Source organism: Qipengyuania pelagi (genome assembly GCF_009827295.1).
Lineage (GTDB): Bacteria > Pseudomonadota > Alphaproteobacteria > Sphingomonadales > Sphingomonadaceae > Qipengyuania > Qipengyuania pelagi.
Map to the genome: position 1 here is coordinate 236,227 of NZ_WTYD01000001.1, position 23,404 is coordinate 259,630.

24 protein-coding genes are annotated in these 23,404 nt (G+C 65.9%); 17 read left to right on the forward strand and 7 right to left on the reverse strand.

What is annotated here, in order from left to right:
- Positions 1 to 7 precede the first annotated feature (7 nt).
- Genes GRI47_RS01165 through GRI47_RS01175 form a run of 3 tightly spaced genes read right to left on the reverse strand, consistent with a single transcriptional unit; the run spans position 8 to position 1,844 of the window.
- On the reverse strand, positions 8 to 754 hold the full coding sequence (locus GRI47_RS01165) for a M48 family metallopeptidase (protein ID WP_160659577.1): 747 nt from the start codon (positions 752 to 754) through the stop codon (positions 8 to 10).
- Between the two features lie 14 nt (positions 755 to 768).
- A complete protein-coding gene (locus tag GRI47_RS01170; RefSeq protein WP_160659578.1) occupies positions 769 to 1,227 on the reverse strand; it encodes a YcgN family cysteine cluster protein in 459 nt (152 codons plus the stop codon).
- Positions 1,215 to 1,844 carry an SCO family protein gene (locus GRI47_RS01175; protein ID WP_160659579.1) on the reverse strand — a complete coding sequence of 210 codons (630 nt, stop codon included), beginning with the start codon at positions 1,842 to 1,844 and terminating at the stop codon, positions 1,215 to 1,217. Before GRI47_RS01175 ends, GRI47_RS01170 begins: the two co-directional genes overlap by 13 nt.
- Positions 1,845 to 1,966: 122 nt before the next feature.
- Here GRI47_RS01175 and GRI47_RS01180 point away from each other — a divergent pair, with 122 nt between their 5' ends.
- From GRI47_RS01180 to ssb, 5 genes are all read left to right on the forward strand, one after another.
- Complete coding sequence (locus GRI47_RS01180; protein ID WP_337190614.1) at positions 1,967 to 2,548, forward strand: ankyrin repeat domain-containing protein; 582 nt, start codon at positions 1,967 to 1,969, stop codon at positions 2,546 to 2,548.
- A 41-nt stretch (positions 2,549 to 2,589) separates the two neighbouring features.
- Positions 2,590 to 3,243 carry a COQ9 family protein gene (locus GRI47_RS01185; RefSeq protein WP_160661235.1) on the forward strand — a complete coding sequence of 218 codons (654 nt, stop codon included), beginning with the start codon at positions 2,590 to 2,592 and terminating at the stop codon, positions 3,241 to 3,243.
- Between the two features lie 206 nt (positions 3,244 to 3,449).
- Positions 3,450 to 3,707, forward strand: a complete 258-nt coding sequence (locus tag GRI47_RS01190; protein WP_160659580.1) for a FeoA family protein — start codon at positions 3,450 to 3,452, stop codon at positions 3,705 to 3,707.
- A complete protein-coding gene (gene feoB / locus GRI47_RS01195; protein WP_160659581.1) occupies positions 3,704 to 5,590 on the forward strand; it encodes a ferrous iron transporter B in 1,887 nt (628 codons plus the stop codon). The genes GRI47_RS01190 and feoB overlap by 4 nt, the downstream gene beginning before the upstream one ends.
- A gap of 91 nt (positions 5,591 to 5,681) precedes the next feature.
- Entirely contained in the window at positions 5,682 to 6,248 is a 567-nt protein-coding gene (gene ssb / locus GRI47_RS01200; RefSeq protein WP_160659582.1) for a single-stranded DNA-binding protein, read from the forward strand.
- A 21-nt stretch (positions 6,249 to 6,269) separates the two neighbouring features.
- Here ssb and GRI47_RS01205 read toward each other — a convergent pair whose 3' ends face one another.
- On the reverse strand, positions 6,270 to 6,806 hold the full coding sequence (locus tag GRI47_RS01205) for a YceD family protein (protein WP_237452584.1): 537 nt from the start codon (positions 6,804 to 6,806) through the stop codon (positions 6,270 to 6,272).
- Positions 6,803 to 7,315, reverse strand: a complete 513-nt coding sequence (locus tag GRI47_RS01210) for a ubiquinol-cytochrome C chaperone family protein (RefSeq protein ID WP_160659583.1) — start codon at positions 7,313 to 7,315, stop codon at positions 6,803 to 6,805. Before GRI47_RS01210 ends, GRI47_RS01205 begins: the two co-directional genes overlap by 4 nt.
- 204 nt (positions 7,316 to 7,519) lie before the next feature.
- Here GRI47_RS01210 and GRI47_RS01215 point away from each other — a divergent pair, with 204 nt between their 5' ends.
- From GRI47_RS01215 to hslU, 3 genes are read left to right on the forward strand one after another with little or no spacing between them, the layout of a single operon-like run.
- Positions 7,520 to 8,002 carry an outer membrane protein assembly factor BamE gene (locus GRI47_RS01215; protein ID WP_419956992.1) on the forward strand — a complete coding sequence of 161 codons (483 nt, stop codon included), beginning with the start codon at positions 7,520 to 7,522 and terminating at the stop codon, positions 8,000 to 8,002.
- Positions 8,003 to 8,047: 45 nt separating this feature from the next.
- Entirely contained in the window at positions 8,048 to 8,608 is a 561-nt protein-coding gene (gene hslV / locus GRI47_RS01220; RefSeq protein ID WP_160659584.1) for an ATP-dependent protease subunit HslV, read from the forward strand.
- A gap of 38 nt (positions 8,609 to 8,646) precedes the next feature.
- A complete protein-coding gene (hslU, locus tag GRI47_RS01225) occupies positions 8,647 to 9,948 on the forward strand; it encodes an ATP-dependent protease ATPase subunit HslU (protein WP_160659585.1) in 1,302 nt (433 codons plus the stop codon).
- A gap of 72 nt (positions 9,949 to 10,020) precedes the next feature.
- Here hslU and GRI47_RS01230 read toward each other — a convergent pair whose 3' ends face one another.
- Together GRI47_RS01230 and GRI47_RS01235 are read right to left on the reverse strand one after the other, a co-directional pair.
- Positions 10,021 to 12,777 (reverse strand): TonB-dependent receptor domain-containing protein, encoded by a 2,757-nt coding sequence (locus GRI47_RS01230; RefSeq protein ID WP_160661238.1) that lies wholly within the window; start codon positions 12,775 to 12,777, stop codon positions 10,021 to 10,023.
- Between the two features lie 128 nt (positions 12,778 to 12,905).
- Positions 12,906 to 14,480, reverse strand: a complete 1,575-nt coding sequence (locus tag GRI47_RS01235) for a hypothetical protein (protein ID WP_160659586.1) — start codon at positions 14,478 to 14,480, stop codon at positions 12,906 to 12,908.
- Positions 14,481 to 14,761: 281 nt separating this feature from the next.
- Here GRI47_RS01235 and GRI47_RS01240 point away from each other — a divergent pair, with 281 nt between their 5' ends.
- From GRI47_RS01240 to virB11, 9 genes are all read left to right on the forward strand, one after another.
- On the forward strand, positions 14,762 to 15,145 hold the full coding sequence (locus GRI47_RS01240) for a hypothetical protein (RefSeq protein ID WP_160659587.1): 384 nt from the start codon (positions 14,762 to 14,764) through the stop codon (positions 15,143 to 15,145).
- A gap of 179 nt (positions 15,146 to 15,324) precedes the next feature.
- Positions 15,325 to 15,996, forward strand: coding sequence for a lytic transglycosylase domain-containing protein (locus tag GRI47_RS01245; protein WP_160659588.1), 672 nt, complete (start codon positions 15,325 to 15,327; stop codon positions 15,994 to 15,996).
- 8 nt (positions 15,997 to 16,004) lie between these two features.
- On the forward strand, positions 16,005 to 16,307 hold the full coding sequence (locus GRI47_RS01250; protein WP_160659589.1) for a TrbC/VirB2 family protein: 303 nt from the start codon (positions 16,005 to 16,007) through the stop codon (positions 16,305 to 16,307).
- 1 nt (position 16,308) lies between these two features.
- Positions 16,309 to 16,593, forward strand: coding sequence for a VirB3 family type IV secretion system protein (locus tag GRI47_RS01255; protein WP_160659590.1), 285 nt, complete (start codon positions 16,309 to 16,311; stop codon positions 16,591 to 16,593).
- A gap of 72 nt (positions 16,594 to 16,665) precedes the next feature.
- Positions 16,666 to 19,110 carry a VirB4 family type IV secretion/conjugal transfer ATPase gene (locus GRI47_RS01260; protein ID WP_160659591.1) on the forward strand — a complete coding sequence of 815 codons (2,445 nt, stop codon included), beginning with the start codon at positions 16,666 to 16,668 and terminating at the stop codon, positions 19,108 to 19,110.
- Positions 19,107 to 20,318 (forward strand): TrbL/VirB6 family protein, encoded by a 1,212-nt coding sequence (locus GRI47_RS01265; protein WP_160659592.1) that lies wholly within the window; start codon positions 19,107 to 19,109, stop codon positions 20,316 to 20,318. Before GRI47_RS01260 ends, GRI47_RS01265 begins: the two co-directional genes overlap by 4 nt.
- Positions 20,315 to 21,139: a TrbG/VirB9 family P-type conjugative transfer protein gene (locus tag GRI47_RS01270; RefSeq protein WP_160659593.1), complete on the forward strand. Its 825-nt coding sequence runs from the start codon at positions 20,315 to 20,317 to the stop codon at positions 21,137 to 21,139. The genes GRI47_RS01265 and GRI47_RS01270 overlap by 4 nt, the downstream gene beginning before the upstream one ends.
- Entirely contained in the window at positions 21,139 to 22,278 is a 1,140-nt protein-coding gene (locus tag GRI47_RS01275; RefSeq protein ID WP_237452688.1) for a TrbI/VirB10 family protein, read from the forward strand. Before GRI47_RS01270 ends, GRI47_RS01275 begins: the two co-directional genes overlap by 1 nt.
- Positions 22,279 to 22,294: 16 nt before the next feature.
- A complete protein-coding gene (gene virB11 / locus GRI47_RS01280) occupies positions 22,295 to 23,311 on the forward strand; it encodes a P-type DNA transfer ATPase VirB11 (protein ID WP_160659594.1) in 1,017 nt (338 codons plus the stop codon).
- Positions 23,312 to 23,404 lie beyond the last annotated feature (93 nt).

The window sequence follows — 23,404 nt, forward strand, 5'->3', positions numbered from 1 at the left end:
GAGCGTTTCACCCGAAATCGGCGTAGAGCGAGCGTCCCTCGGTTTTGAGCCACACATCCGCCTCGCGCTGGTCGCCTTCGTACAGATCGGCGAGCAAAGCGTGGAAGGCCGGGCTGTGATCGAAATGGACGAGGTGCGCGACTTCGTGCGCGACGACGGAGCGGCGCACCGCGTCGGGTGCCTGCACCAGCCGCCAGTTGATCCGCACCGTCCCGCTGCTCGAACAGCTGCCCCAGCGACGCTGCGCGCGGGACAGGCGCAGGGGCGGGGCGGCGATGCCCGCCCGCTCGCAATAGAAGGCGACATCATGGGCCATCAGACGCTCCGCCTCGCTTTCCAGCCAGCGGGCGAGGCGTTTCGACACCGTTTCCGCCGGGCCACCCAATGCGAGCGTGTCGCCGGTCAGGACCGGGCGGCGGGGCGCATCGGCGCGCCAGTCGATCGCGAGCGTCCGCCCGCGCCAGAGGATATGGCCGCGCGCGACCGGGTCCTCGCGGGTCGGAACCTTGGCCGCCTGCGCTTCGAGCCATGCGCGCCGGTCCTGCGCGAAGCGGATCGCTTCGGCCTGGCGGCTCCAGCGCGGCATGGTGACGCGCACCGCACCGCCATCGGGGGCGAGCCGCATGGTCAATCGGCGCGCGCGGGGGTGGCGCGTGATATGGATGGGAATGGCACGGCCCAGCAGCTCGATCTGCGGCGGCACCGCCGGTTTCGCCGGTTTCGACGGGCTATCGGCGCGCAGCCATTCGATCATGGCGCCCGCTTTCATTAGATACCGTCTGCCTCTTCATCATCCCACTCGACGATGTGGTGTTCGAGCGGCCCTGCGCGGGTTTCACTGATGACGCGGCCCGACACCGATACGCCCGCACGCACCACCGCCTGCCGGTCACCGGAAATCAGGTAATGCCAGTCGGGCAAAGGCCGCCCTTCGGCGCGCACGCGATAGGCGCAGGTGCGGGGGAGCCATTCGACGCTGTCGACGATCTTGAGGGTCAGGCGCAGGCAATCGGGCACGAAGCTCTTGCGGTTCCGGTAGTCGCTGCACTGCGCGGTCTCGCAATCGAGCAGGCGGCACGCGACATTGGTGTCGGCGATTTCGCCGGTATCCTCGTCCTCGATCTTGTGGAGGCAGCAGCGCCCGCACCCGTCGCAAAGCGCCTCCCACTCCTCGGGCGATAGCTCGGCCAGCGGGCGCTCCCAGAACCGGTCCCTCATTTCACCCATTTTCGGAGTTCCTCGGCCACCGCCTCGGGGCCAAGATCGGTCGGCAGCGTGGCCAGCGGTGCCCCGTCGGGGCCGAACAGGAAGGTGAAATTGGAATGATCCATCAGATAGCCGCCGCCCGGCTGGTCCGCGCCCTTCTGGTAATAGACCCGGAACACCTCGGCCGCCTTCTCGACCTGTTCGGGCGTTCCCGTGAGGCCGAGCAGGCGCGGATGGAAGGCGTCGGTGAATTCGCCGACGACTTCTTGTGTGTCGCGCGCCGGGTCGATGGTGATGAAGATCGGCTGGATCTGCCGCGCCAGCTCGGGCGATTCCGTCTCGAACAGTCTCAGCCCCTGCGCCATGCGCTGCACATCGGTCGGGCAGACATCGGGGCAATAGGCGTAACCGAAATAGACGATCCGGTACTTGCCGTCGAAATCGTCCCATCCATACGTCTTGCCGTCTTCCCCGGTCAGTTCGAACGGCCCGCCGATATCGGCGCCCGCCAGCGGCGGTTCTTCGGGCGGAGGGGCGGGTGCACTCGCATCGCACGCTGCGAGGAAGAGGGGCGCGAGCGCGATGCAGAGCAGGCGGGATTTGAAACGGATCGGAGGGGCCATGGTGTCGCGGTTCATGCTCTGCTAAAGCCGTGCGGGCAAGGGGGCGTCTTCCCCAATCCAACACAGAACGAGGGTCTGGCGAAGTGCTTGGTAAAGATCGGATCGCAGCGACAATTCTCAAGGCCCTGGCCGCGCCGGTGGCCGTATCGGCCGTAATGGCGCAGCCGGTCGCGGCGCAGCACATGTCCGAAGGCTATGAATTCCTGAAAGCGGTGAAGGAGCGGGATGGCGACACGGTCATCAACGCGCTGAACCAGCCGGGCAACACGCTGATCAACACCCGCGATTTCGCCACCGGGCGCACGGCCATGCATATCGTGACCGAACGCCGCGACGCGAACTGGATCGCCTTCCTGACGGCACGCGGCGGCAATCCCGACATCGCGGACAAAAAGGGCGTAACCCCGCTCCAGATCGCGACGCAGCTCGGCTATATCGAAGGGATCGAGGCGCTGCTTAAGGCGGGCGCGCAGGTCGATCAGGCGAATGCCGCCGGGGAGACACCGCTGATTTCCGCCATCCACCGCCGCGACACCGCGATGATCCGCGTCCTGTTAAAGAACGGCGCCAGCCCCGACCGGACCGACAATTCGGGCCGCTCGGCGCGCGACTATGCGCAATTGATGGTCGGTGGCGGTCCGGTGTTGCAGGAAATCGCGCAGGCCGATGCCGACCGCGCGGAAAAGGGCGGCGGCAAGACCTACGGGCCGAGCCTGTGAGCGCAGCCGACACCAGCCCGTCCGCGCTCGATCCGGCGGACATGACGCTTGCCGAATTGCGGCTCCATCTCGCCCCGCTGATCGCCGATGCGGCCATTTTCGATGGCTGGAGCGAGGAGGCGCTGGCCATGGCGGCGGATCAGGCGGGGGTCGATCGCGATGTCGCCCGGCTTGCCTTCAAGGGCAAGAGCGGGCTCAGCCAGATGGCGATGATCGAAGCCTGGATCGCCACGATCGACCGCGAGATGGCCGAGCGGATGACGCCCGAAAAGCTGGGCGCGATGAAGGTGCGCGAACGCATTCGCAGTCTCGTCCAGTTCCGGCTCGACGCGGTGCGCGGGCAGGAAGAGGCGCTGCGCCGCGCCACCGCGATCATGGCGATGCCGCAGAACGCCGCCGCATCGCTGAAGACCGGATGGAGCAGCGCGGACCTCATGTGGCGCCTCGCGGGCGACACCGCGACCGACTGGAACCATTATACGAAACGCACCATCCTCGCCGGAATCTATGGCGCGACTTTGGCTGTATTCGTTTCCGACGAGAGCGAGGACAAGCAGGAGACGCGCGCCTTCCTCGACCGCCGCATCGACGGGGTGATGAAGTTCGAAAAAGCCAAGGCCCAATACCTGGGCCGCGAGCGCGAGAGCTTCAGCATGATGCGCTTCCTGGGCCGTTTACGCTATCCGGTGAGATAGTCTTTCCGGCACGGTCGGTCCGCGACCAGCGGACCGCAAGCGCACGGCGCGCCCCGCAGGTGCCCCGGCGCGAAGCGGCGGGATCAGCACCGAGGATGGACCCGCGGAGGCGGGTCCTCAAATAAAAGAAGCGCGACCAGCGGTTCGCGCTCCCCGCTATTGATAATCGGTTGCAATTACGCGCTGCCTCTGACAGGGCTCAGCGCATGACTTTGGATGCGCTTCGACACAACACACCTGCGCGAATCGTCTCTGTCGACTGGGACAGGTTGGCCGGCGACGAGGCCAAGCGCCTGCGCGCGCTCGGATTGGACGAGGGTGCGGAAATCGCGATGCTGCATCGCGGCGTGTTCGGTGGGCGCGATCCACTTGCAGTCAGGGTCGGGCGGATGACAGTGGCCTTGCGCCGCGCCCATGCCGCCGCCATCGAAATCGAACTCGTCGATGCAGGAGCCACGGCATGAGCCGCGACGATCCTCCCGCCTCCGCCACAAGGCTGCGCAGCGCCGCGCTGGTCGGCAATCCCAATGCCGGCAAGAGCGCGCTGTTCAACGCCCTGACCGGCGCGCGCCAGAAGATCGCCAATTATCCCGGCGTCACGGTCGAGCGTAAGGCAGGGCGCCTCGCTCTGCCGTCCAGGGATGGAAGGGGCGAGACCGTCGAACTGCTCGACCTGCCCGGCTCCTACAGCTTCGATGCCGCAAGCCCTGACGAGGCAGTGACGCGCGATGTCGTGTCGGGCGAATTCCAGGGCGAACGCGCGCCGGACGTGCTGGTCATCGTCCTCGACGCTGCCAATCTCGAACAGCATCTCGTCTTCGCGCAGGAAGTCCTCGAACTGGGGCGCCCAACGGTGGTCGCGCTCAACATGGTCGATCTGGCCGAGCGGGACGGGCTGGTGCTCGATCCCGACGCCTTGTCCGAGGCACTCGGCGTGCCGGTGATCCCCACTGTGGCAGTGCGCCGCAAGGGCCTCGCCGAACTGACCGCCGCCATCGCGGAAGCAGAGAGCCATGCGGACGAGGAGCTGCATCGCCGCTGGCACCTGACGCTGCCGGAACGGCGTCTTTCCGCCAAGCACATCGCGCGCGCCGCGATCCTGTCGAAAAGCACGCGCCATACGATCGAAAACGGGGCTGACCGGGTTCTGCTGAACCCCTGGCTCGGCCCGGTCATCCTCTTCGGCCTCCTGTTCGTCGTCTTCCAGGCTGTCTTCGCCTGGGCGACGCCCTTCGCCGATGCGCTGGAGGGCGTGGTCGGGGCCTTGTCAGGCGTGGTGAGCGAGGCGCTTCCGGCGGGGCTGGTGCGCGATTTCCTCACCGAAGGCGTGCTGGCGGGTGTCGGATCGGTCGTCGTCTTCCTGCCGCAGATCATCATCCTGTTCTTCTTCATCCTGATCATGGAAGCGACCGGCTACATGGCCCGCGCCGCCTTCCTCATGGACCGGCTGATGGCCAGCGTCGGCCTGTCGGGTAGGAGCTTCATCCCGCTCCTTTCGAGCTTCGCCTGCGCCATTCCCGGCATCATGGCGACGCGCAGCATCTCCGATCCCAAGGACCGGCTGACGACGATCCTGATCGCGCCGCTGATGACCTGTTCGGCGCGCCTGCCGGTCTATGCGGTCATCATCGCGGCCTTCATTCCGGCGACCACCGTTGGGCCGGGCATCGGTTTGCAGGGTCTGGTCCTTTTCGCGCTCTATGTCGCTGGGATAGTCGGCGCTATGGTGGTGGCCTTCGTGCTGCGCTTCACCGTGGCGAAGGGCGGGGCGTCGGGCTTCATCATGGAGATGCCGCGGTACCAGCTGCCGCGCATCAAGGATCTCGCGATTGGATTGTGGCAGCGAGCATGGGTGTTCCTGCGCCGGGCGGGGACCATCATCTTCGTCGCCACGATCGCGCTATGGGTGCTGTTGAGCTTCCCGCGGGCCGAACCGGGCGAAAGCCAGCTCGATGCGAGCTATGCAGGGGCTGTCGCGGATACGCTGCATCCGGTGCTCGAACCGGTCGGCTTCAACCGCGAGATGAGCCTGGCGCTGATCCCCGCGCTCGCCGCGCGCGAAGTGGCCGTCACCGCGCTCGCCACGACCTATGCGGTCGATGCCGATGACGAGGAGCTTGAAGCGCAGGGCGTGACCGACCGGATTTCGGCGCTGTGGAGCCTTCCCACCGCGCTAGCCTTCCTCGCCTGGTTCGTGTTCGCGCCGCAATGCCTCTCGACCATCGCGGTGACCAAGCGCGAGACGAACGGGTGGAAATGGCCGATCTTCATGACCGTCTATCTGTTCGCGCTGGCCTGGATTTTCGCCGGTCTGACCTATTGGGTGGCAGTCGGGCTGGGACTTTAGCACGAAGCACCGTGCATAATTACACGCGGGCCTAGCCCCGTGCCGGACGCTCGGTTAGGCCATCGCCCAACAGACACGAAGGGACGAATCGATGGCAGGCAGCCTCAACAAAGTCATGCTGATCGGCAATCTCGGGCAGGACCCCGAGGTGCGCAGCTTCCAGAACGGCGGCAAGGTGTGCAATCTGCGCATCGCCACCAGCGAACAGTGGAAGGATCGCAACACCGGCGAACGGCAGGAACGGACCGAATGGCACACGGTTGCGATCTTTTCCGAAGGCCTGATCAATGTCTGCGAAAACTACCTCAAGAAAGGCAGCAAGGTCTTCATCGAAGGCAAGTTGCAGACCCGCAAATGGCAGGATCAGAACGGGCAGGATCGCTATAGCACCGAAGTGGTGCTGCGCGGTTTCGACGGCACGCTGACCATGCTCGACGGGCCCGGAGGCGGACAGCGCGGCGGCGGCGGCGGCGGCGGGGGCGGCAATTACGGCGGCGGCCAGTCGGGCGGCGGTTATGGCGGTGGGTCCGGCGGCGGTTATGGCGGCGGGAACCAGGGCGGCTATGGCGGCGGCCAGAGCGGCGGGTCGGGCAACCAGGGTGGCGGCTCCGGCGGCGGCTCGAACTACGACGACCTCGACGACGACATTCCGTTCTAAACGGCAGAGCGTTCCGGCGCGTCAGTCCTTCCTGAGAGCGGCGAGCGCGGCAAAGGCGCCGCCGGTCTCGGGCTTGTCCAATCCGTTATCCTCGCGCGCAATGTCGGCCTCAGGACCCCGCGCATAGGGATCCACGGCGAGGCCGAAGCTCTGCGCGATCGCTTCGCCGAGATCGAAGGACTGCCCCTCGTAGGGCACCTCGTCCAGCTCATCCTCGGACAGTTCGATCTCTTCCTCTTCATCGCCCGTATCGGCGTGTGAATAGGCAGGCACGAAGCGCAGGGCGACAGGCTCCTCGACAGTGTTGGCGAAAGCCTCTCCCGAAACCGCGCAGGCCTGTTCGAACCGGGCAGTCAGATTACCTGCGGCGGCAATCGCCTCGCCCTCGCGCGTCAGCCGGATGGTCGCCACCAATTCGTGGACGGCAGGCAGGCCGAACCGCCCGGCGAGCCTGCGGCGTTCGTCCTCGTCCGCCTCGATCCGCATCGCGCCATCGGGCAGGCGATCGAGCTTGATGATCCGGCTCATCTCGGGCGCGCGCATATCGGGAGCGGTCATGCGATCTCCCCCGCCAGCATCGCATCGGCGTCCGTCACGTCGAGCCGCAGGCGAAGCGCCCGCAACCGTTCGGCAAGCCGGGGCGCCAGCGAATCGTCGGTCAACGTCACATTGCGGCGCGCGGCGTCCTCCAGCGTAGGGCCGCTATCCGCAAACCCCTCGCGATAGGCGCCGAGCCGCCCGCCCAGCGTGCTCATCAATTTGCCGATCTTCTTGCCGACCACCAGATCGCCCACGCCGGACTGGCGCAATTGCCCGTCCATATCCTCGACAAAGATTTCGGTGAGATAGGCGGTGCGCGGCGCCAGTGCGGGATCGGTTTCCATGCGCAGCATGACCAGCGCCAGCGCGGCGGTCACCATGTCGAACCGGCCTTCCAGCGTATCCGCGACACCGCATTGCGCGTACCATTCGGGCTCGCGCGCGATGGCGACCGTGCGGTGCCATAGGGGCCGCATCGCCTCGCGCGGATCGGCGGGCTTGCGGAAAAGTCGGTCGAAAAGGCTCATAATGGCAGGCTCATGCGGGGTGGGGCGCTCGTTAGCAGGAAAGGTCGGCTGCGTTCAGCGGCAATTCAAGCCCTGCATCCCAAGCGCGAGGTTGCAAGTATTTGCAAGCCCGGGCGCGGGCGCTTAAGGCGTGGCCCACCAGTTTTATCGTGCTCCGGCCCATTCGCTCGGCGCGCCAGACGATACGGAGTTTGAGTGATTTCCATCCGCGCACATGGTCGCAAGATCGCCAGCATCGCCCTCCTCGCGGGGGCCGTCGCCGTTCTGCCCGCCTGCACCTCCATCCGCGAGAACCGCGGCTATATCGTCGACAGCACGCTGGTGAACGCGATTCAGCCGGGCCTCGATAACCAGCGATCGGTGGAAGCGACGCTGGGCCGGCCGACCTTCACCAGCCAGTATGGCGACCCGATCTGGTATTACGTGTCGAGCACGACGGCGCGCAAACCCTTCGTCCGCCCGCAGATCGAAGCGCACCGTGTGCTTGCCATCCGCTTCGATCCGACCGGCAACGTGCTGGCGGCGGACACGACCGGGATCGACCAGGTGGTCTATCTCTCGCCGGAAAGCGACAAGACCCCGACGCTCGGGCGCGAACGCGGCTTCCTCGAAGACCTGTTCGGCAATATCGGCGTGGTCGGCGCACCGGGTGCGGGCGGCGGCGCACCGCGCGGCCCCGGCGGCTGACGCATCATTCTTGAACCGTGATGGCGCAGCCCCATATCGCGCCGCATGAGTGACAGCGAAAATCGCCACGGCCTGACCCAGTGGCACGGCACCACCATCATCGGCGTGCGCAAGGGCGACCGGATCGTCGTTGCGGGCGACGGGCAGGTTTCCATGGGCAATACGGTGATGAAGCCGAATGCCCGCAAGGTCCGCCGCATCGGAGAAAAGGGCGCGGTCGTCGCCGGGTTCGCAGGCGCGACCGCCGATGCCTTCACCCTGTTCGAACGCCTCGAAAAGAAGCTGGAGCAGTATAGCGGCCAGCTTCTGCGCGCCGCGGTCGAACTGACCAAGGACTGGCGCACCGACAAATATCTGCGCAATCTCGAAGCGCTCATGATCGTCGCGGACAAGGACAATCTGCTCGTCCTCACCGGCAATGGCGACGTGTTGGAGCCGGAAGGCGGGATCACCGCGATCGGATCGGGCGGCAATTATGCGCTCGCTGCGGCCAAGGCGATCGCCGAATACGAGGACGATCCCGAAACCATCGCGCGCAAGGCGATGCAGGTCGCCGCCGATATCTGCGTCTTCACCAATGGCAATGTGACGGTGGAAGAGGTCTGAGACTTCTCCGTCCGTACCAAACGGAATTTATCCCTTTTATGTCAGATTCTCTCACCCCCAAGGCGATCGTCGCCGCGCTGGACGAGCACATCATCGGCCAGAAGGACGCCAAGCGCGCGGTCGCCGTGGCGCTACGCAATCGCTGGCGGCGCCAACGGCTCAGCCCCGACCTGCGCGACGAGGTCACGCCCAAGAACATTCTGATGATCGGCCCGACCGGCTGCGGCAAGACCGAGATCAGCCGCCGCCTAGCCAAGCTGGCCGATGCGCCTTTCGTAAAGGTGGAAGCGACCAAGTTCACCGCGGTCGGCTATGTCGGCCGCGATGTCGAGCAGATCGCGCGCGACCTGGTCGAGGAAGCGATCCGCCTCGAAAAGGACCGCCGCCGCGAGGCGGTGCGCGAGGCCGCATCGCAGGCCGCGATGGACCGGCTGCTGAACGCGCTCGTCGGCGAGAACGCCAGCGAGGCGACGCGCGAGGCCTTTCGCCAGCGCATCGTCGAGAACGCGATGAACGAGACCGAGGTGGAGATCGAGGTCAAGGACCAGCCGCAAAGCGCGATGGAAGTCCCCGGAATGCCCGGCAATGTCGGCATGATCGATCTCAGCGATATGCTCGGCAAGGCGATGGGCAAATCGAACCTCAAGCGCCGCAAATTGAAAGTGCCCGATGCCTGGGACCGTCTGGTCGAGGAAGAGGCCGAAAAGCGCATGGATCAGGAGGACGTCGCCCGCGTCGCGCTGGAGAACGCGGAGACGAACGGGATCGTGTTCCTCGACGAGATCGACAAGATAGCGGTGTCGGAAGTGCGCGGCGGCTCGGTCAGCCGCGAGGGCGTGCAGCGCGACCTGCTGCCGCTGATCGAGGGCACCACGGTTGCGACCAAATACGGTCCGATGAAGACCGATCACGTCCTCTTCATCGCCAGCGGCGCGTTCCACGTTTCGAAGCCCAGCGACATGCTGCCCGAATTGCAGGGCCGCCTCCCGATCCGGGTCGAGTTGCGCGCGCTGACCGAAGAGGATTTCGTCGCCATCCTGACCGAGACCCGCGCCAATCTCCCGGCGCAGTACAAGGCGTTGATCGGGACCGAGGACGTGACGCTCGATATTGCCGAGGACGCCATCGCGGAAGTCGCGAAGATTGCCGCGCGTGTGAACGAGAGCGTCGAAAATATCGGGGCACGGCGCCTTCAGACGGTGATGGAGCGCCTGCTCGAGGACATCAGCTTCGAGGCCGAGGACCATGCGGGCGAGACGATCACCATCGACGCGGCCTATGTGCGGGAGCGGCTGGACGATCTGGCGGGCGATACCGACCTGTCGAAATATATCCTCTGACGCTCGAGCAATCGGACAACGAAAAAGGCGCCCCCGTCAGGAGGCGCCTTTTTTGTGGGGTGCGACGGGCTGTCAGAATTCGGCGGAAATCGACGCGCCGAAGCTGCGGCCCACCTCGTAGCTGTTGATGTCGATCCGGCGCGTGCCGTTGTCCTGAAATTCGAAATGGTCGCGCCCGGTGACGTTGCGTGCTTCGAGCTTCAGTTCGAGCGGCACCCCGCCGAGGTTCAGCCCCTGCCGATAGACGAGGTCGAGCCTCAGACCCGGATCCTCGACGATATCGGGCAGGTTCGCCGTGCCGCGGCTGGTCACCCGCTCGCTGGCATAGCTCAGCAGCATGGTGAATTGCTGCAGATCCTCGGTATCCTCGAGGCCGAGTTGCAGGTTCACGAGGTGATCCGACTGTCCGGTCAGCGCGACGCCGTCATTGAAGAAGTTCGACGCTGGCTGGTCGGCAAAGGGGAAGACGCTGACGATGTCGTTGTCGCCGACCTTCAGTTCGGAGGTCGTATAGGTATAGTTCGCGATCAGGATCGCGCGCTTCGTTTCGAAGAACCCGCCCCAATCGTAGAGATCCTCGCCGAGCTGGGATTCGAATTCCAAGCCGTAAAGCGTGGCCGACGGGGCGTTGGCGAAGCCGCTGACCTGTTCGTTGTCCGAGAAGCTCGAGAACACCTCGATCGGGTTTTCGATATCCTTGAAAAAGCCCGCCAAACTGATCTTGTCGCCGCCACCGAGATAATATTCGGCGCGCGCTTCGGCGTTGATAAGCTCGCTGTCGACGAGGCGCGGATTGCCATTGAACTGGCGGTTGGTTTCGGGATCGAAATAGGTCTGGTAGATCAGCTCGCGGAACTGGGGCCGGGCGATCGTCTTCGATGCGCTGGCCCGCAATTGCAGGCGATCGGTCGCCTCCCAGGTAATGGTGCCGCCGGGCAGCCAGTAATCGTTCCTGAGATCGGTGCCGCTGCCCGAATTCAGCGGCACGGCGAACACCTCGACCGGGCTGACGGTCTGCGTCGCATCCTCGTAGCGCACGCCGAGATCGAGCGTGACGGTGTCGAAGGGAACGATGTTCACCTTCGCATAGCCCGCATGGACGGTCAGATTGGCGGCGAAGGCCGGATCGCTCTGGGTCGTTTCGAAGATGTTGAAGTTGAACGGCCCGATGCCCGCCGCTTTCTGCGCCGTGGGATCGTAACCCAGCTGGATCAGCGAATCGCCGAGTAGATTGTCGGGCCGGAAGGCGCCGAAGATGTCCGGGAAGCCGGTGGTGGCGCGAATGTCGAATTCGCGCCGGGTCGAGAAGCGGTCGGTATCGCTATAAGCGTAACCGATCGTCACGCCGATTCGATCGGTTACGCGATAGCCCAGATCGATCCCGCCGAAATACAGGTCCTCGGTCAGGTCGGAGAAGGAGACGATCGCGCCGCCGCGCTGCGGGTCGAGCGTGTTGAGGAACAGTTCGCCCAGCGGATCGCCGGCATTGTTGCTGCGCGAATAGGTGAATTCCCACTCATACGGCGCTTCGCGCTGCGTCTGGGCATAGCCGCCACGCAGATCGACCGAGAGATCGCCGAACTCCATCTCGCCGACGAATTGCGAGTTGTAGAGCTGGCGTTCGAACCAGGCGGTATCCTGGACGAGGTCGGTGTCCCCGTTCTGGAGATCGTCCCCCAGTGCGAGCGAGCCGCGCTTGAGGCTGTCGCGGATGAAGAGGTTGGTGAAACGGAACTGGTGCTCTCCGATCTCCAGCCCGAAACCGAGCAATCCGTTCAGGAGGATGCGGTTGTCGGTGACGAAATCGGTGAAATCGGACCGCAATTCGAGATCGGCGTTGATCGCGGTCTGCTGCGTGATGCGGCGATTGCGCCATTTGTTGCTGAGCGAGGCGGTGGCGATCACGCCGATGCGGCCCGTGTCGCCGAAATCGGCGCTGGTGCCCATGGTGATGCCGCCCGAGAGGTTCGCGGGCGTCCAGTCGGTCTTCTGCAACAGGATGCGGTTCGGATTGCCGAGCTGGGTCAGGATCGCTTGGCTGTCGACGCCGGGATCGCTGATGCGCGCACCGCTGTCGAGGAAGCTCTGCAGCGCAGGAACGATGTCGCGGCTGCCATCGTCGAAGCCGAACCAGTCATATTGCGAGCCGTAATAGGTGTAGCCCTTGGAGAAGGTGGTCTGCTCGTCCCCGCTGATCCCTGCGGACAGCGTGACGAAGCTTTCGTCGGGGATCGCCTTGGTCGTCAGATTGATGACGCCGCCGCCGAATTCGCCGGGGAAATTCGCGGAATAGGTCTTCTGCACCAGGCTGGAGGCGACGACATTGGTCGGAAAGATGTCGAGCGGGACGACGCGGCTCAGCGGCTGGGGCGAGGGCAAAGGGAGGCCGTTCAGGAGCGCCAGCGAATAGCGATCGCCGAGCCCGCGGACATAGACGAGGCCGTTGCCCACGGTCGAAAGCCCGGTCACGCGGCTCAGGGCGCCGGCGATGTCGCCTTCGCCCGTTCGTGCGATGGCCTCGGCGGAGAGGACCGAGATAACCTGCGTGGAATTGCGCTCGGGTTCGACCCGGCGGCGCCCGGTCACGACGATGAGATCGCCGCCGGGAACAGAAACTTCGGGCGTCTCGTCGATCTGGGTGTCGATCTGCGTATCCTGGCCGACGCCCGCGGCGGTGTCGGTCAGGACATCGTCGTCCTCCGGTTCGGGCGATTCGCCCTGCGCGACGCCGCTGGGCGGGCCGCCAGTGCCCTGCGCGAAAGCGAGGGCCGGGCAGGACAGCGCCGTAGTGAAAAGCAGCAACCCGGTCAGCTTCTTGCCGGTGGACATGTCGAAGGACATGGATGACCCCCTCATCTGGTCGAATTCAATTGGTCTGTGCGGGGCCGGACGTGGCCCGGCCGAAAGTGAGACAGGGGGAGCGGGCGGATGGCCCACTCCCCCCTTTCAGACTGCGATCAGGAATAGACCGGCAGCGAGGTGCAGGCGGTCACCGCGTTGTCGAAGGTCGCGGTGGCCGAGTTGCAGGTCCAGCCGTTGATCCAGGTGTTGTTGCCCGGATAGACCGCGCCGATATTCGTCGGAGTGGTGAAGAAGCTGCTCAGCGCCGTCGGGTTGAACACCGCCACGCCGTTCTCGTTCGCGCCGTTGACGAAGGTCATCGAAAGCGTGTTCGTGAAATTGGCGTTGTTGTTCGAACCGGCGTTGAAGATGCCCTGCGTCTGATCGGCGGTCACGCCGCTGCCATTGCGGAAATCGGTGGCGCAATCGAGCACGAAGGAATTGAAGCGCGGCACGCCCAATTCGTCGTCACCCGTGGTCTGGATCGTTTCCGCATTGTCGATGCGCAGGCACGGCGTCGCGCCCTGACGGTCGACGAGGACGCTGTTGACGATCGCATAATCGGTGCCGCCGCGAATGCGGATCGCCTGGTCGCGGGTGCCGCTATTTGCGATGAAGGTGGCGTTCGAGATCTGCGTGTTCTGGCGCGGAGTCGAATTGTTGAAGGCGTTGCTCGAATCCGCTTCGATGATCGTGTCGCCGACGCCGGGGCGCTGGACCGCGATCACGAACTGCATATTGGCGTTCACGCCGGTATCGGTGTCGATCGAATCGTCTTCCGCGCCGACCACGATCAGGCGCGTCATGTTGACGCGGCCGCCGAAGAATTCGACGCCGTCGTCCGAGCTGTTGTAGCTCATCACGCGGTCGAAGGTGGTGCCGGTGCCGGTGCCGCCGGTGGTCAGCGCCTGCAATTCGTTGTCGCCCGACAGGACGAAGCCGGAATAGCGGATCTGGACATAGGCGAGATCGCCACTCTTGTCGTTCGGGGTCGCACCGCCGAACAAAGCGGGCTGCGCCGCGCCTTCGACCTGGCGTTCGCAATTGACGCTGCCAGGGGTGGCGCCCGGCGCGATGCAGTCCGTGACGGGCGCGCGGCCCGCGAGGACGACACCGCCCCACTGGCCCGACGAGCTGTCATTGTTCAGCCCCTGAACGTTGTCGCGGCTGGTGAAGATGATCGGGCGAGCCTGCGTGCCGACGGCGGTCAGGCGGTTGCCGCGATTGACCATCAGGAAGCTCGATCCGGCGGCATAGACGCGCACGCCCGGTTCCATGGTCAGATTGACGTTGCTGTCGGTCGCGCCGTCCGAAGCGTCCGGGGCCGGGCCGCCATCGGTGCCGACATCGACGCGGCCGTTCATGCGATAGAGAATGCCGCGATTGAAAGGCAGCGTGCTCGACGCAGTGAAGCGCGCAGGCATGGTGCAGACGCGATATTCGCCGGTCGGACCGGAGATCGTGCCGTCATTCACCAGCTGGTCGGGGTTCGAAATCGTGGGGCAGCCCGCCGCCGGGGTCACCAGCGTGCTGGTCGGCGTAGGGGTCGGCGCGGGAGCGGGCGCCGGTGCCGGGGGATTGTTGATGGTGATGTTGCCGCCGGTGCCCGGCGAAACGATTTCGTCGGCCCCGCAACTCGCCAATGCGAGCGCGCTGGTGCCGAGTACGAGCGTACGGAAAAGATTAGTCACGGGCAGCGGTCCCCTCAAAAAACCGGATGAATTGTGTCGCGAAGCTTGATCGCGACTCGCCCGCTAGGCCCGCTGCGTGACAGTTTGTGTCCGTCCGTGACACTTCGCTTACAAACCGGAGATTCCGTCCAGCCAACTGATCGAATGGCAGAAATGCCTGGGTTCGAGGGGAAGAGTCATGACACCCGGAACGCGAATGACACTTAAATGACAATGTTGCAGTTATGTTGCACCATCGGACCTGTGCCTGCATAAAAGCTGCGGGAAAGAGGAGATGACCGATGTTCGCTCTCGCACAGATTACCGCGCTGGCCCTTGCTGCGCACACGCCCGTGGCCATGACCGACGAGGGTCAGGGTTCGAGCTTCGGGACCCAGGAACTGGTCGAAGGGCGCGATGCCGCCGCCATCCGCGCGATTGGCGCCGATGCCGATCAGGCTGCAAAGGACCCGGCCTTGCTGATCAATCTCGCCATCGCCCATGCGCGCCGCGGGGACGATGCGCGGGCCCGCGATCTGTTCGAAGCCGCCATGATGCATGACGATCGGGCCGAACTGGAAACCGCCGACGGCAAGTGGGTGGATTCCCGCGCGCTCGCGCGGAAGGGACTGGCGATGCTGGATCGCGGCGCCTTTGCCTCCACGGCGTCGATCGCCTCGCGTTAAACTGGTTTAGCGGGTCCACGCTTCGGCGTGGGGTATGAATACGGCTCGTCCGATCATCGGGCGGGCCTTTTTTCGTTGGGCCGTTTTTTCGGTGGGACGAATGGCGGGAACTGGTTCATATCCGTGTCACCCGCGTGTCATGTATTGTAGCCAGTGCGACCGGGAGTGTGGAGGGCGCTATGATTCGAGCCGTTTCGGCAGGCAGATTATCGCGGACCGTCCTGCGCGGCGCTGTGCTGCTTGGCGCGGCCCTGGTCGGCGCACAGACCCTGATCGCGGTGCCGGCCAAGGCGGATGTCCTCCAGATCGACGATGGCGCCGCGCGCTGGATCGCCGGCGGCTCGCCCGAGGCTTTGCCCGAAACGGCGGTGCTCGCGGTCGATGATGGTGCCCTCGAAGCGATCGAGGGCCTCATGCTGCCCGATCGCGCGGTGGCCGATCCGCGCCTCCATGCGATGGGGGTGCCGCAAAACTATCGCGCCAAGGTCGACGAACTCGCCGCGCGCTTCGACCTCAGCCCGTCGCTGATCGAGGCGCTGGTCTGGCAGGAAAGCCGCTGGCGCCACGATGCCCGCTCGCCCGTCGGCGCGCGCGGCCTGGCCCAGCTGATGCCGGGCACCGCCCGCGACCTCGGCGTGAACCCTGACGATCCCTTCGCCAATCTGGAAGGCGGCGCGCGCTATCTGCGCGAACAGATCGACCGCTTCGATGGCGACTTGGAGAAAGCGCTGGCGGCCTATAATGCAGGGCCGGGGAGAGTGCTGCGCGCCGGGGGCATCCCGCGCATTCGCGAAACCCAGCTTTATGTCGCGGCCATTATGGGCCGCCTGTCCGATCATTCCCGGGAGTAGACTGTTCTATGCGTTCCGTATTCCGTGCCGCCGCTCTGGCGCTTCTGGCTTCCCCTACCGCCGCCTTCGCGCAGGCCGCCGATCCCGCCGGTTCGGGTCCGATCGTGGCCGCCCTCGGCTGGCTTCAGGGTACGCTGCTCGGCAATGTCGCCACGGCCGTCGCGGTGATGGCGGTGGCAGCGGTCGGCTTCATGATGCTGACCGGGCGGCTGAACTGGCGTTTCGGGGCGACCGTGATCATCGGCGTGTTCATCCTGTTCGGTGCGGCCTCCATCGTGGCGGGCATCCAGGGCGCGGCATCGGGCGTCTAGGATGAGCCAGCTGGTCCGCCATCCCGTCCACCGCGCGCTCACCCGCCCGCAGATGTTCGCGGGCGTGACGTTCAATTACTTCATCATCAACGGGATGGTGACGACCGAGGCGTTTCTGATCACCGGCAGCTGGCTGGCGCTGCTGGTCTTCGCGGTGATGCATGGGATCGGCTATTTCGCCTGCCTTCGCGAACCGCGGATCTTCGATCTGTGGATCACGAAAGTGTCCAAATGCCCGCGAGTGAAGAATTACAACAAGTGGGGCTGCAACAGCTACGCTGCCTAGACCCGGCGGGCCGGATGCGCCCGTCGAACGATAAGGCCGAAGCATAAGGCCAAACCAAAAGGATCGCGACCTATGAGCAAGTGGAAAGGAGCAGCGGCCTGGAGCGCGAAGGAAGCGCGCGCCGGTGATCGGCTGCCCTATGCCCGCCTGGTCGACGAAAACACGCTGCTGCTGCGCGATGGCAGCGTGATGACGGCCCTGCAGGTCCCCGGCCTGCTGTTCGAGACCGAGGACAGCGAGGCGCTGAACGCCCACGCCGCCACGCGCGAGGTGATGCTGCGTTCGACGCTGGATGCGCGCTTCGTCATGTATCATCACGTGATCCGCCGCCGGGTCGAGGTCGATCTCGAAGCGGCCTTTCCCGATCCGCTCAGCCGCCATATCGATGCGCGCTGGCAGGAACGGCTGGGATCGGGATCGCTCTTCATCAACGACCAGTTCATCACGCTGATCCGTCGCCCCGCGCGGGGCAAGGCGGGCTGGGTCGAACGCACCGCCAAGGCCTGGAAGAAGAGGGGCAAGGGTGGCTCCGAAGTCGAGGTCGATCCCAAGGACCTGCGCTCGCTGCGCGCCGCCGCGACCGGGCTGGCCGCTTCGCTTTCGGCCTATGGGGCGCAGCCGCTGGGCGATTATGCCGGGCCGAACGGCACCACCAATAACGAGCTGCTCGAGCTGCTTTCGGCGCTGTATAATGGCGAGATGCGGCCCGTGCGCCGTCCGGGCGACGATGTCGATATCGGCCACATGCTGCCCTATCGCCGGGTCAGCTTCGGGCTGGACGCGCTGGAGCAGCGCGGATCGGGCGCGCCCGATTTCTCCGCGATCCTGGGCCTCAAGGAATATCCCGAAGCGACCACGCCGGGCCTGCTCGATGCGCTGCTGCGCCTGCCTTACGAGATGATCGTGAGCGAGAGCTACGCCCCGCAGGAGCGCCAGACCGCGCGCGAGCGGATGGATCTGGCGATCCGTCGCCTCAAATCCGCCGACGAGGAAGCGGCCGCCGAACGCGGCGATATGCTGGCCGCGCGCGATGCACTGGGCGCGGGGTCGGTCGGTTTCGGCGATCATCACCTGACCGTGCTGGTGCGCGAGCGCGATCTGGCGCGGCTGGACGATGCCGCCGCCGCCTGTGCCGCCGCGATCAGCGACACCGGCGCGATCGCCGTGCGCGAGGACACCAATCTCGAACCGAGCTTCTGGGGCCAGTTCCCCGGAAACGAGGGCTATCTGGTGCGCCGCGCGCTGATCTCCAGCGCCAATATGGCGAGCTTCGGCAGCTTGCACGGCTTCGCCCTCGGCAAGCCCGACGGCAACCACTGGGGCGAGGCGGTCACGCTGCTCCAGACCACCAGCTCCACCCCCTTCTTCTTCAATTTCCACCACGGCGATCTGGGCAATTTCTCGGTCATCGGTCCGTCGGGATCGGGCAAGACCGTGGTGATGAATTTCCTCGCCGCGCAGGCGCAGAAGTTCAAGCCCCGCACGGTCCTGTTCGACAAGGATCGCGGCGCGGAACTGTTCATTCGCGGGATCGGCGGGCGCTATGATTCGATCCGTTCGGGCGAGCCGACCGGGTTCAATCCGCTCGCATTGCCCGATACGCCGGGCAATCGCGGCTTCCTGCGCGATTGGCTCAGCGTCATGCTGAAGGCCGAGGGGCCGGAAGAAGACGCGATCATCGCCACTGCGGTCGATGCGGCCTATCACAATGACGGGTCGCTGCGGCGGCTGCGGCATTTCAAGGAATTGCTGTCGGGCGCGCGCCGTCCGCAGCCGGGCGATCTGGCCGACCGGCTCGCCGCGTGGATCGGGGATGGCGAGCATGGCTGGCTGTTCGACAATGCGGAGGACCGGCTCGATCTCAGCGCCCGCGTGCTCGGTTTCGACATGACCGCGCTGCTCGAAAATCCCAAGCTGCGCACGCCGACCATGATGTATCTCTTCCACCGCATCGAAGAGCGGCTGGACGGCGATCCGACGATGATCCTGATCGACGAGGGCTGGAAGGCGCTCGACGACGAGATTTTCGCGGCGCGCATCCGTGACTGGCTGAAGACGCTGCGTAAGCGCAACGCGCTGGTCGGTTTCGCCACGCAGAGCGCGCGCGACGCATTGGAAAGCCGCATCTCGACTGCGCTGGTCGAACAGACCGCGACGATGATCTTCATGCCCAACAGCCGTGCGCGGCCCGAGGATTATTGCGACGGTTTCGGCCTGACGCAGCACGAGCTGGCGCTGATCCGCACTCTGCCTGCGCACAGCCGGTGTTTCCTGATCCGCCAGCCCGATGCGAGCGTCGTCGTCCGGCTGGACCTGTCGGGTGCGCCCGAAGTGCTCACCGTCCTGTCGGGCCGCGAAAGCGCGGTGCGCCGTCTCGACCTGTTGCGCTCGGCGGTGGGCGACGCGCCTGCCGACTGGTTCCCGACGCTCACCGGCGCGCCCTGGCCGGGCGATGCGGGTGATGCCTGGGCCGACCTTCCCGAAGCGCTCGAAGCCCAGAAACTGGCCGCCGAATGAGCGTCGATTGCGCACAGATCGCCGCACAGGCGGGCTCAGGCGTCGCGGCGGCGCTGCGCGCGGTCGATTGCACGGCGGGGCAGGTCACGTCCGAAGCCTTTGGGCGCCTGTTCGCGCCTGGCGGATCGATGGCGACGGTGCTGACGATTCTGCTGACGCTCTATATCGCGATCTTCGGCCTCCAGCTCCTTACCGGCCGGTCGAGCCTCGGCGTGCGGGCGCTGACGCCGCGCATGATCACGATCGGTCTCGTGCTGACTTTCGCGACCAGCTGGGTCGCCTATCAAAGCGTGGTCTGGAACCTCGTGGTCGGCGGGCCGAACCAGCTGGCGGGCATCCTCACCGGCGTCGACGGTTCCGCCACGGATGTCTTCGCGCAGAAGATCGACGTGGTCTTCCTCGCCATTCAGGAAGCGAGCCAGGGGCAGGACGACATCTCGGCCTTTTCCCCGCCGGGGATGATGTGGATGGGCGCGATGCTGTTCATGCTCGGCACGCTGGGCCTCCTCGTCACTGCCAAGATCGCGCTTGCGATTCTGCTGGCGCTCGGCCCTGTCTTCGTCGTCATGGCGCTGTTCAACGGCACGCGCGGGCTGTTCGCAGGCTGGCTGAAGGGCGTCGTGATGCTGGCGCTGGCGCCGCTGTTCGCGGTGCTCGGCGGGACGATCATGCTCGAACTCGCCGTGCCGATCCTCAGCAGGCTGGTGGCGACGCCGGGCGAGATAAACGCCCAGGCGGCGATGGGCTTCTTCATGATCGGGGCGGTGCATGTCGCGCTGATGTTCCTCGTCCTCAAGACGACCGCGACGATGGTAGGCGGCTGGACGGTGTTCGGCCTCGCGGGATCGGACAAGGACCGTGACGCCGGTGTCAACACAGCCGCCGTTCCTGCGGCCCAGACCGCCGCCGCCTATAATGCGCGCCAGACCGAAGCCGCGCAGGCGGCCAGCAATTCGATGGCCCAGGCGCGACAGATCAATCTGTCGGCCCAGCAGGTCGCCTCTGCCGCCAATGACGGGGCAGGGGGCGCCGGTTACGCTGGTGGCAGCGGCGGCGCGCGCACGGTCAAGGTGTTCGCCACCGCTTCAGGCGGCGCTCAGGCAGCGCCGCTAAAATCCGGCCCGTCGCGCGCGCAGGGGGTGGGGAGCCGGTTCCGCTCGCCCGAAGCCGCGCGCAATGGAGCGAAATCCCTGGAGACAAAATCATGATCCGCCCGGTCGCAACCGCGCTCGCCCTCGTTCTCGCATCCGCAGGCCCGCTCGCCGCGCCCGCCCACGCCGACGATGCGCGCCTCGTCGAGGTGCGCTACGACGAAAGCCGCGTCGTGCGCATCAACGGCCAGGTAAAGGTCCAGGCGACGATCAAGTTCGCCGAGGACGAGGCGATCGAGAACGTCGCGATCGGCGATTCCGAAAGCTGGCAGGTCACGCCCAACAAGCGCGCCAACCTCCTGTTCGTGAAGCCGCTCAGCCCGCGCGCCTCGACCAATATGACCGTCGTCACGAACGAGCGGACCTATCTGTTCGACCTCGTCGCCTCGCCGTCCGCGCGACCGATTTATGTGCTGAGCTTCACCTATCCCGAAAAGCCCAAGCCCATCGAACTGCCCGGCGAAGCGCAGCTGGCCGATGCCCGCACCTCGACCGAGATCGCCGCCGCGCAGGATCCGCTGGCCGTGCAGGACCCGGCCGAGCTCAATTTCGCATGGGCCGCCAGCGGCGATGCGGCGCTGCTGCCGGTGCGCACCTTCGACGATGGCGAGGCGGTGTTCATGACCTGGCCCGAAGGCAGAGCGGTTCCCGCCATCCTGATGGCCGGACCCAAGGGGTCCGAAGGGCCGGTGAATTTCACGGTGCGCGGCGATACGATCGTGGTCGACGGCGTGCCGAGCGAGATCGTGCTGCGATCGGGCGAGGATCGCGCGGTGCTGGTCTATTCCGGCCCGGACCTCGCGGAACGCAGGGCGGCTACCTCTGCAAGAACCGGCACCGCCGGATCGACCTTCGCGTCGGCTAAGGAGATGAAATGATGCGTATGGCCATGCGATTGCCGCCCAAGAGCGAAGCGACGGGCGCTGCCAACGATGTCGATCCGCGCGACGAGAGCGAGGCCGAGATCATCGATCTCGCGTCGCGCAACGCCTATCCTGCGGTTGCGGCCAAGAAGGGCAAGACCGAAGGGCTTGGGATGGTCGCGGGCATTGCTCTGGTCGCCGGGCTCGGGCTGGTGACGCTGTGGAGCATGAACTCGGCGCGCATGGCCGAGCCCGAGGGCGTCGGCGGCCAGCAGGCTGAGGCCGTGCCGCCACCGGTCGAACAGGTTCCCGAAGGCGTTGTCATACCGGAAGCCGCGGTGACTCCGGCGCAGCCCGGCTTCGTGCAGGCCGATCCGGCGCCGTCCCCGGTCTATTCCGCGCCGCCTCTGGTCACTCCGGCGCCGATGGGCAATCCCTATGCCAGCCCGACCGTGGTGTTCGATTCCGGCGCCTCGCCGTCGACGCTCGCTCCGGGTGAGACCGGGGCGCCCGCAGGTGGCGAGAGCGCGGTGACAGCGGGCAATTCGCCGGGCGATTTCGCCAGCCGCGTCGGCGGCGTCGGCGGCGCTCCCGCGCGCGCGCAGGCGATGACCAATCCCGGCACCACGGTGACGCAGGGCACGCTGATCCCCGCGGTGCTCGAAACCGCGATCGATACCAACGTCCCCGGCTATGTCCGCGCGGTCGTCAGCCAGGACGTGCGCAGTTTCGACGGGACGCGCGTGCTCGTGCCCCGGTCGAGCCGCCTGATCGGTCAGTACCAGTCGGGCATCCAAGGCGGGCAGAAGCGCGCCTATGTCATCTGGACGCGGCTGATCCGGCCCGACGGGGCCTCGGTCAATCTCGCTTCGCCCGCGATCGGCTTCGACGGGACGACGGGGCTCGCGGGCAAGGTTTCGGGCGACGGGTTCTTCAGCCGCTTCGGATCGGCCATGCTGCTGTCGGTCGTCGGCGGGCTCGGCACGCTGGCGAGCGGCGGAGCGGGTGCGGTCGTCCTCGGCGGGGCAGGCACCTCCGCTGCGGCCACGGCGGCCCAGCAGGACAGCCAGCGCAGCCCCACCGTGCGCGTGCGCCAGGGTGAGCCGATCCGCATCTTCACCGCGCGCGATCTCGATTTCACGCAGGTCAGCTGACCCGCGCGACCCGACCATGAGCGCCGAGATCCACCCTTTCCAGGGCCAGCCCGAGGACACTGATCCCGCCCCCGTTATCGGCGAGCGCAGCGTCTATCTCGACGCCTATCTCGCCCCTTTTCGCGAATGGCTGGACCGCGACACCGTCACCGAGATCCTCGTCAACGGGCCGGGCGAGGTGTGGGTGGAGGATAGCGCGCAACCGGGGATGCAGTGCCATCGCATTCCCGAGATCGACGATCGGCTGATCCAGCGCCTCGCCGAACAGGTCGCGCGCGTCAGCCATCAGGGGATCAATCGCGAACACCCGCTTCTGGGCGCGACTCTGCCGGATGGCGCGCGCGTGCAGTTCTGCGGCCCGCCCGCCTCGCGCCGCCACTGGGCGATGGCGATCCGCCGTCACCGCAGGCTCGACCTGCCGCTCGACGCCTATGATCGCGGGCCGCTGCGCCCGGCGACGCAGGGCGCCATGCCTGACCCGCAGAAGGAACCGATCCCCTTCCTGCGCGAAGCGATCCGCCAGCGGCGCACCATCCTGATCTCGGGCGGCACCAGCACGGGCAAGACCACCTTTTTGAACGCCATGCTCGGCGAGATTCCGAAGCATGAGCGCGTGGTTCTGGTCGAAGATACGCCCGAATTGAAACTGCCCGGTGAAAATGGCGTCGGCCTCGTCGCGGTGAAAGGCGAATTGGGCGAGGCCAAGATTACCTCGAACGAATTGCTCCAGGCGGCGCTTCGCCTCCGGCCCGACCGGATCGTGCTGGGCGAATTGCGCGGGTCGGAAAGCGTTAGCTTCCTGCGCGCGATCAATACCGGCCATCCGGGCAGCTTTTCCACCATCCACGCCAACAGCCTGCGCGGCGCGCTCGAGCAATTGTCGCTGATGGTGATGCAGACCGGCATCGGCCTCACCCGCAGCGACACGATCGCCTATGCAGCGAGCGTGATCGACGTCCTCGTCCAGCTGGGCCGCGACGATCGCGGCGGGCGCGGGATCAGCCAGATATCGCTGAGCGCCGATCTCGTCTGAGCTTTCCTGACCTTTCCTGATCTTTCGTGACCGGAGGGCGGGCTTAGCACCGCTCCGGCGCCCATGAGCTACGCTGCGCAACATTGCTGCGTT

Excerpts from the sequence above, each read along its gene's own strand:
- GRI47_RS01165 (WP_160659577.1), bottom strand. The coding sequence starts at position 754 with ATGATCGAATGGCTGCGCGCCGATAGCCCGTCGAAACCGGCGAAACCG.
- GRI47_RS01170 (WP_160659578.1), bottom strand. The coding sequence starts at position 1,227 with ATGGGTGAAATGAGGGACCGGTTCTGGGAGCGCCCGCTGGCCGAGCTA.
- GRI47_RS01175 (WP_160659579.1), bottom strand. The coding sequence starts at position 1,844 with ATGAACCGCGACACCATGGCCCCTCCGATCCGTTTCAAATCCCGCCTG.
- GRI47_RS01185 (WP_160661235.1), top strand. The coding sequence starts at position 2,590 with ATGACGCTTGCCGAATTGCGGCTCCATCTCGCCCCGCTGATCGCCGAT.
- GRI47_RS01190 (WP_160659580.1), top strand. The coding sequence starts at position 3,450 with ATGACTTTGGATGCGCTTCGACACAACACACCTGCGCGAATCGTCTCT.
- feoB (WP_160659581.1), top strand. The coding sequence starts at position 3,704 with ATGAGCCGCGACGATCCTCCCGCCTCCGCCACAAGGCTGCGCAGCGCC.
- ssb (WP_160659582.1), top strand. The coding sequence starts at position 5,682 with ATGGCAGGCAGCCTCAACAAAGTCATGCTGATCGGCAATCTCGGGCAG.
- GRI47_RS01205 (WP_237452584.1), bottom strand. The coding sequence starts at position 6,806 with ATGACCGCTCCCGATATGCGCGCGCCCGAGATGAGCCGGATCATCAAG.
- GRI47_RS01210 (WP_160659583.1), bottom strand. The coding sequence starts at position 7,315 with ATGAGCCTTTTCGACCGACTTTTCCGCAAGCCCGCCGATCCGCGCGAG.
- hslV (WP_160659584.1), top strand. The coding sequence starts at position 8,048 with ATGAGTGACAGCGAAAATCGCCACGGCCTGACCCAGTGGCACGGCACC.
- hslU (WP_160659585.1), top strand. The coding sequence starts at position 8,647 with ATGTCAGATTCTCTCACCCCCAAGGCGATCGTCGCCGCGCTGGACGAG.
- GRI47_RS01230 (WP_160661238.1), bottom strand. The coding sequence starts at position 12,777 with ATGTCCACCGGCAAGAAGCTGACCGGGTTGCTGCTTTTCACTACGGCG.
- GRI47_RS01240 (WP_160659587.1), top strand. The coding sequence starts at position 14,762 with ATGTTCGCTCTCGCACAGATTACCGCGCTGGCCCTTGCTGCGCACACG.
- GRI47_RS01245 (WP_160659588.1), top strand. The coding sequence starts at position 15,325 with ATGATTCGAGCCGTTTCGGCAGGCAGATTATCGCGGACCGTCCTGCGC.
- GRI47_RS01250 (WP_160659589.1), top strand. The coding sequence starts at position 16,005 with ATGCGTTCCGTATTCCGTGCCGCCGCTCTGGCGCTTCTGGCTTCCCCT.
- GRI47_RS01255 (WP_160659590.1), top strand. The coding sequence starts at position 16,309 with ATGAGCCAGCTGGTCCGCCATCCCGTCCACCGCGCGCTCACCCGCCCG.
- GRI47_RS01260 (WP_160659591.1), top strand. The coding sequence starts at position 16,666 with ATGAGCAAGTGGAAAGGAGCAGCGGCCTGGAGCGCGAAGGAAGCGCGC.
- GRI47_RS01265 (WP_160659592.1), top strand. The coding sequence starts at position 19,107 with ATGAGCGTCGATTGCGCACAGATCGCCGCACAGGCGGGCTCAGGCGTC.
- GRI47_RS01270 (WP_160659593.1), top strand. The coding sequence starts at position 20,315 with ATGATCCGCCCGGTCGCAACCGCGCTCGCCCTCGTTCTCGCATCCGCA.
- GRI47_RS01275 (WP_237452688.1), top strand. The coding sequence starts at position 21,139 with ATGCGTATGGCCATGCGATTGCCGCCCAAGAGCGAAGCGACGGGCGCT.
- virB11 (WP_160659594.1), top strand. The coding sequence starts at position 22,295 with ATGAGCGCCGAGATCCACCCTTTCCAGGGCCAGCCCGAGGACACTGAT.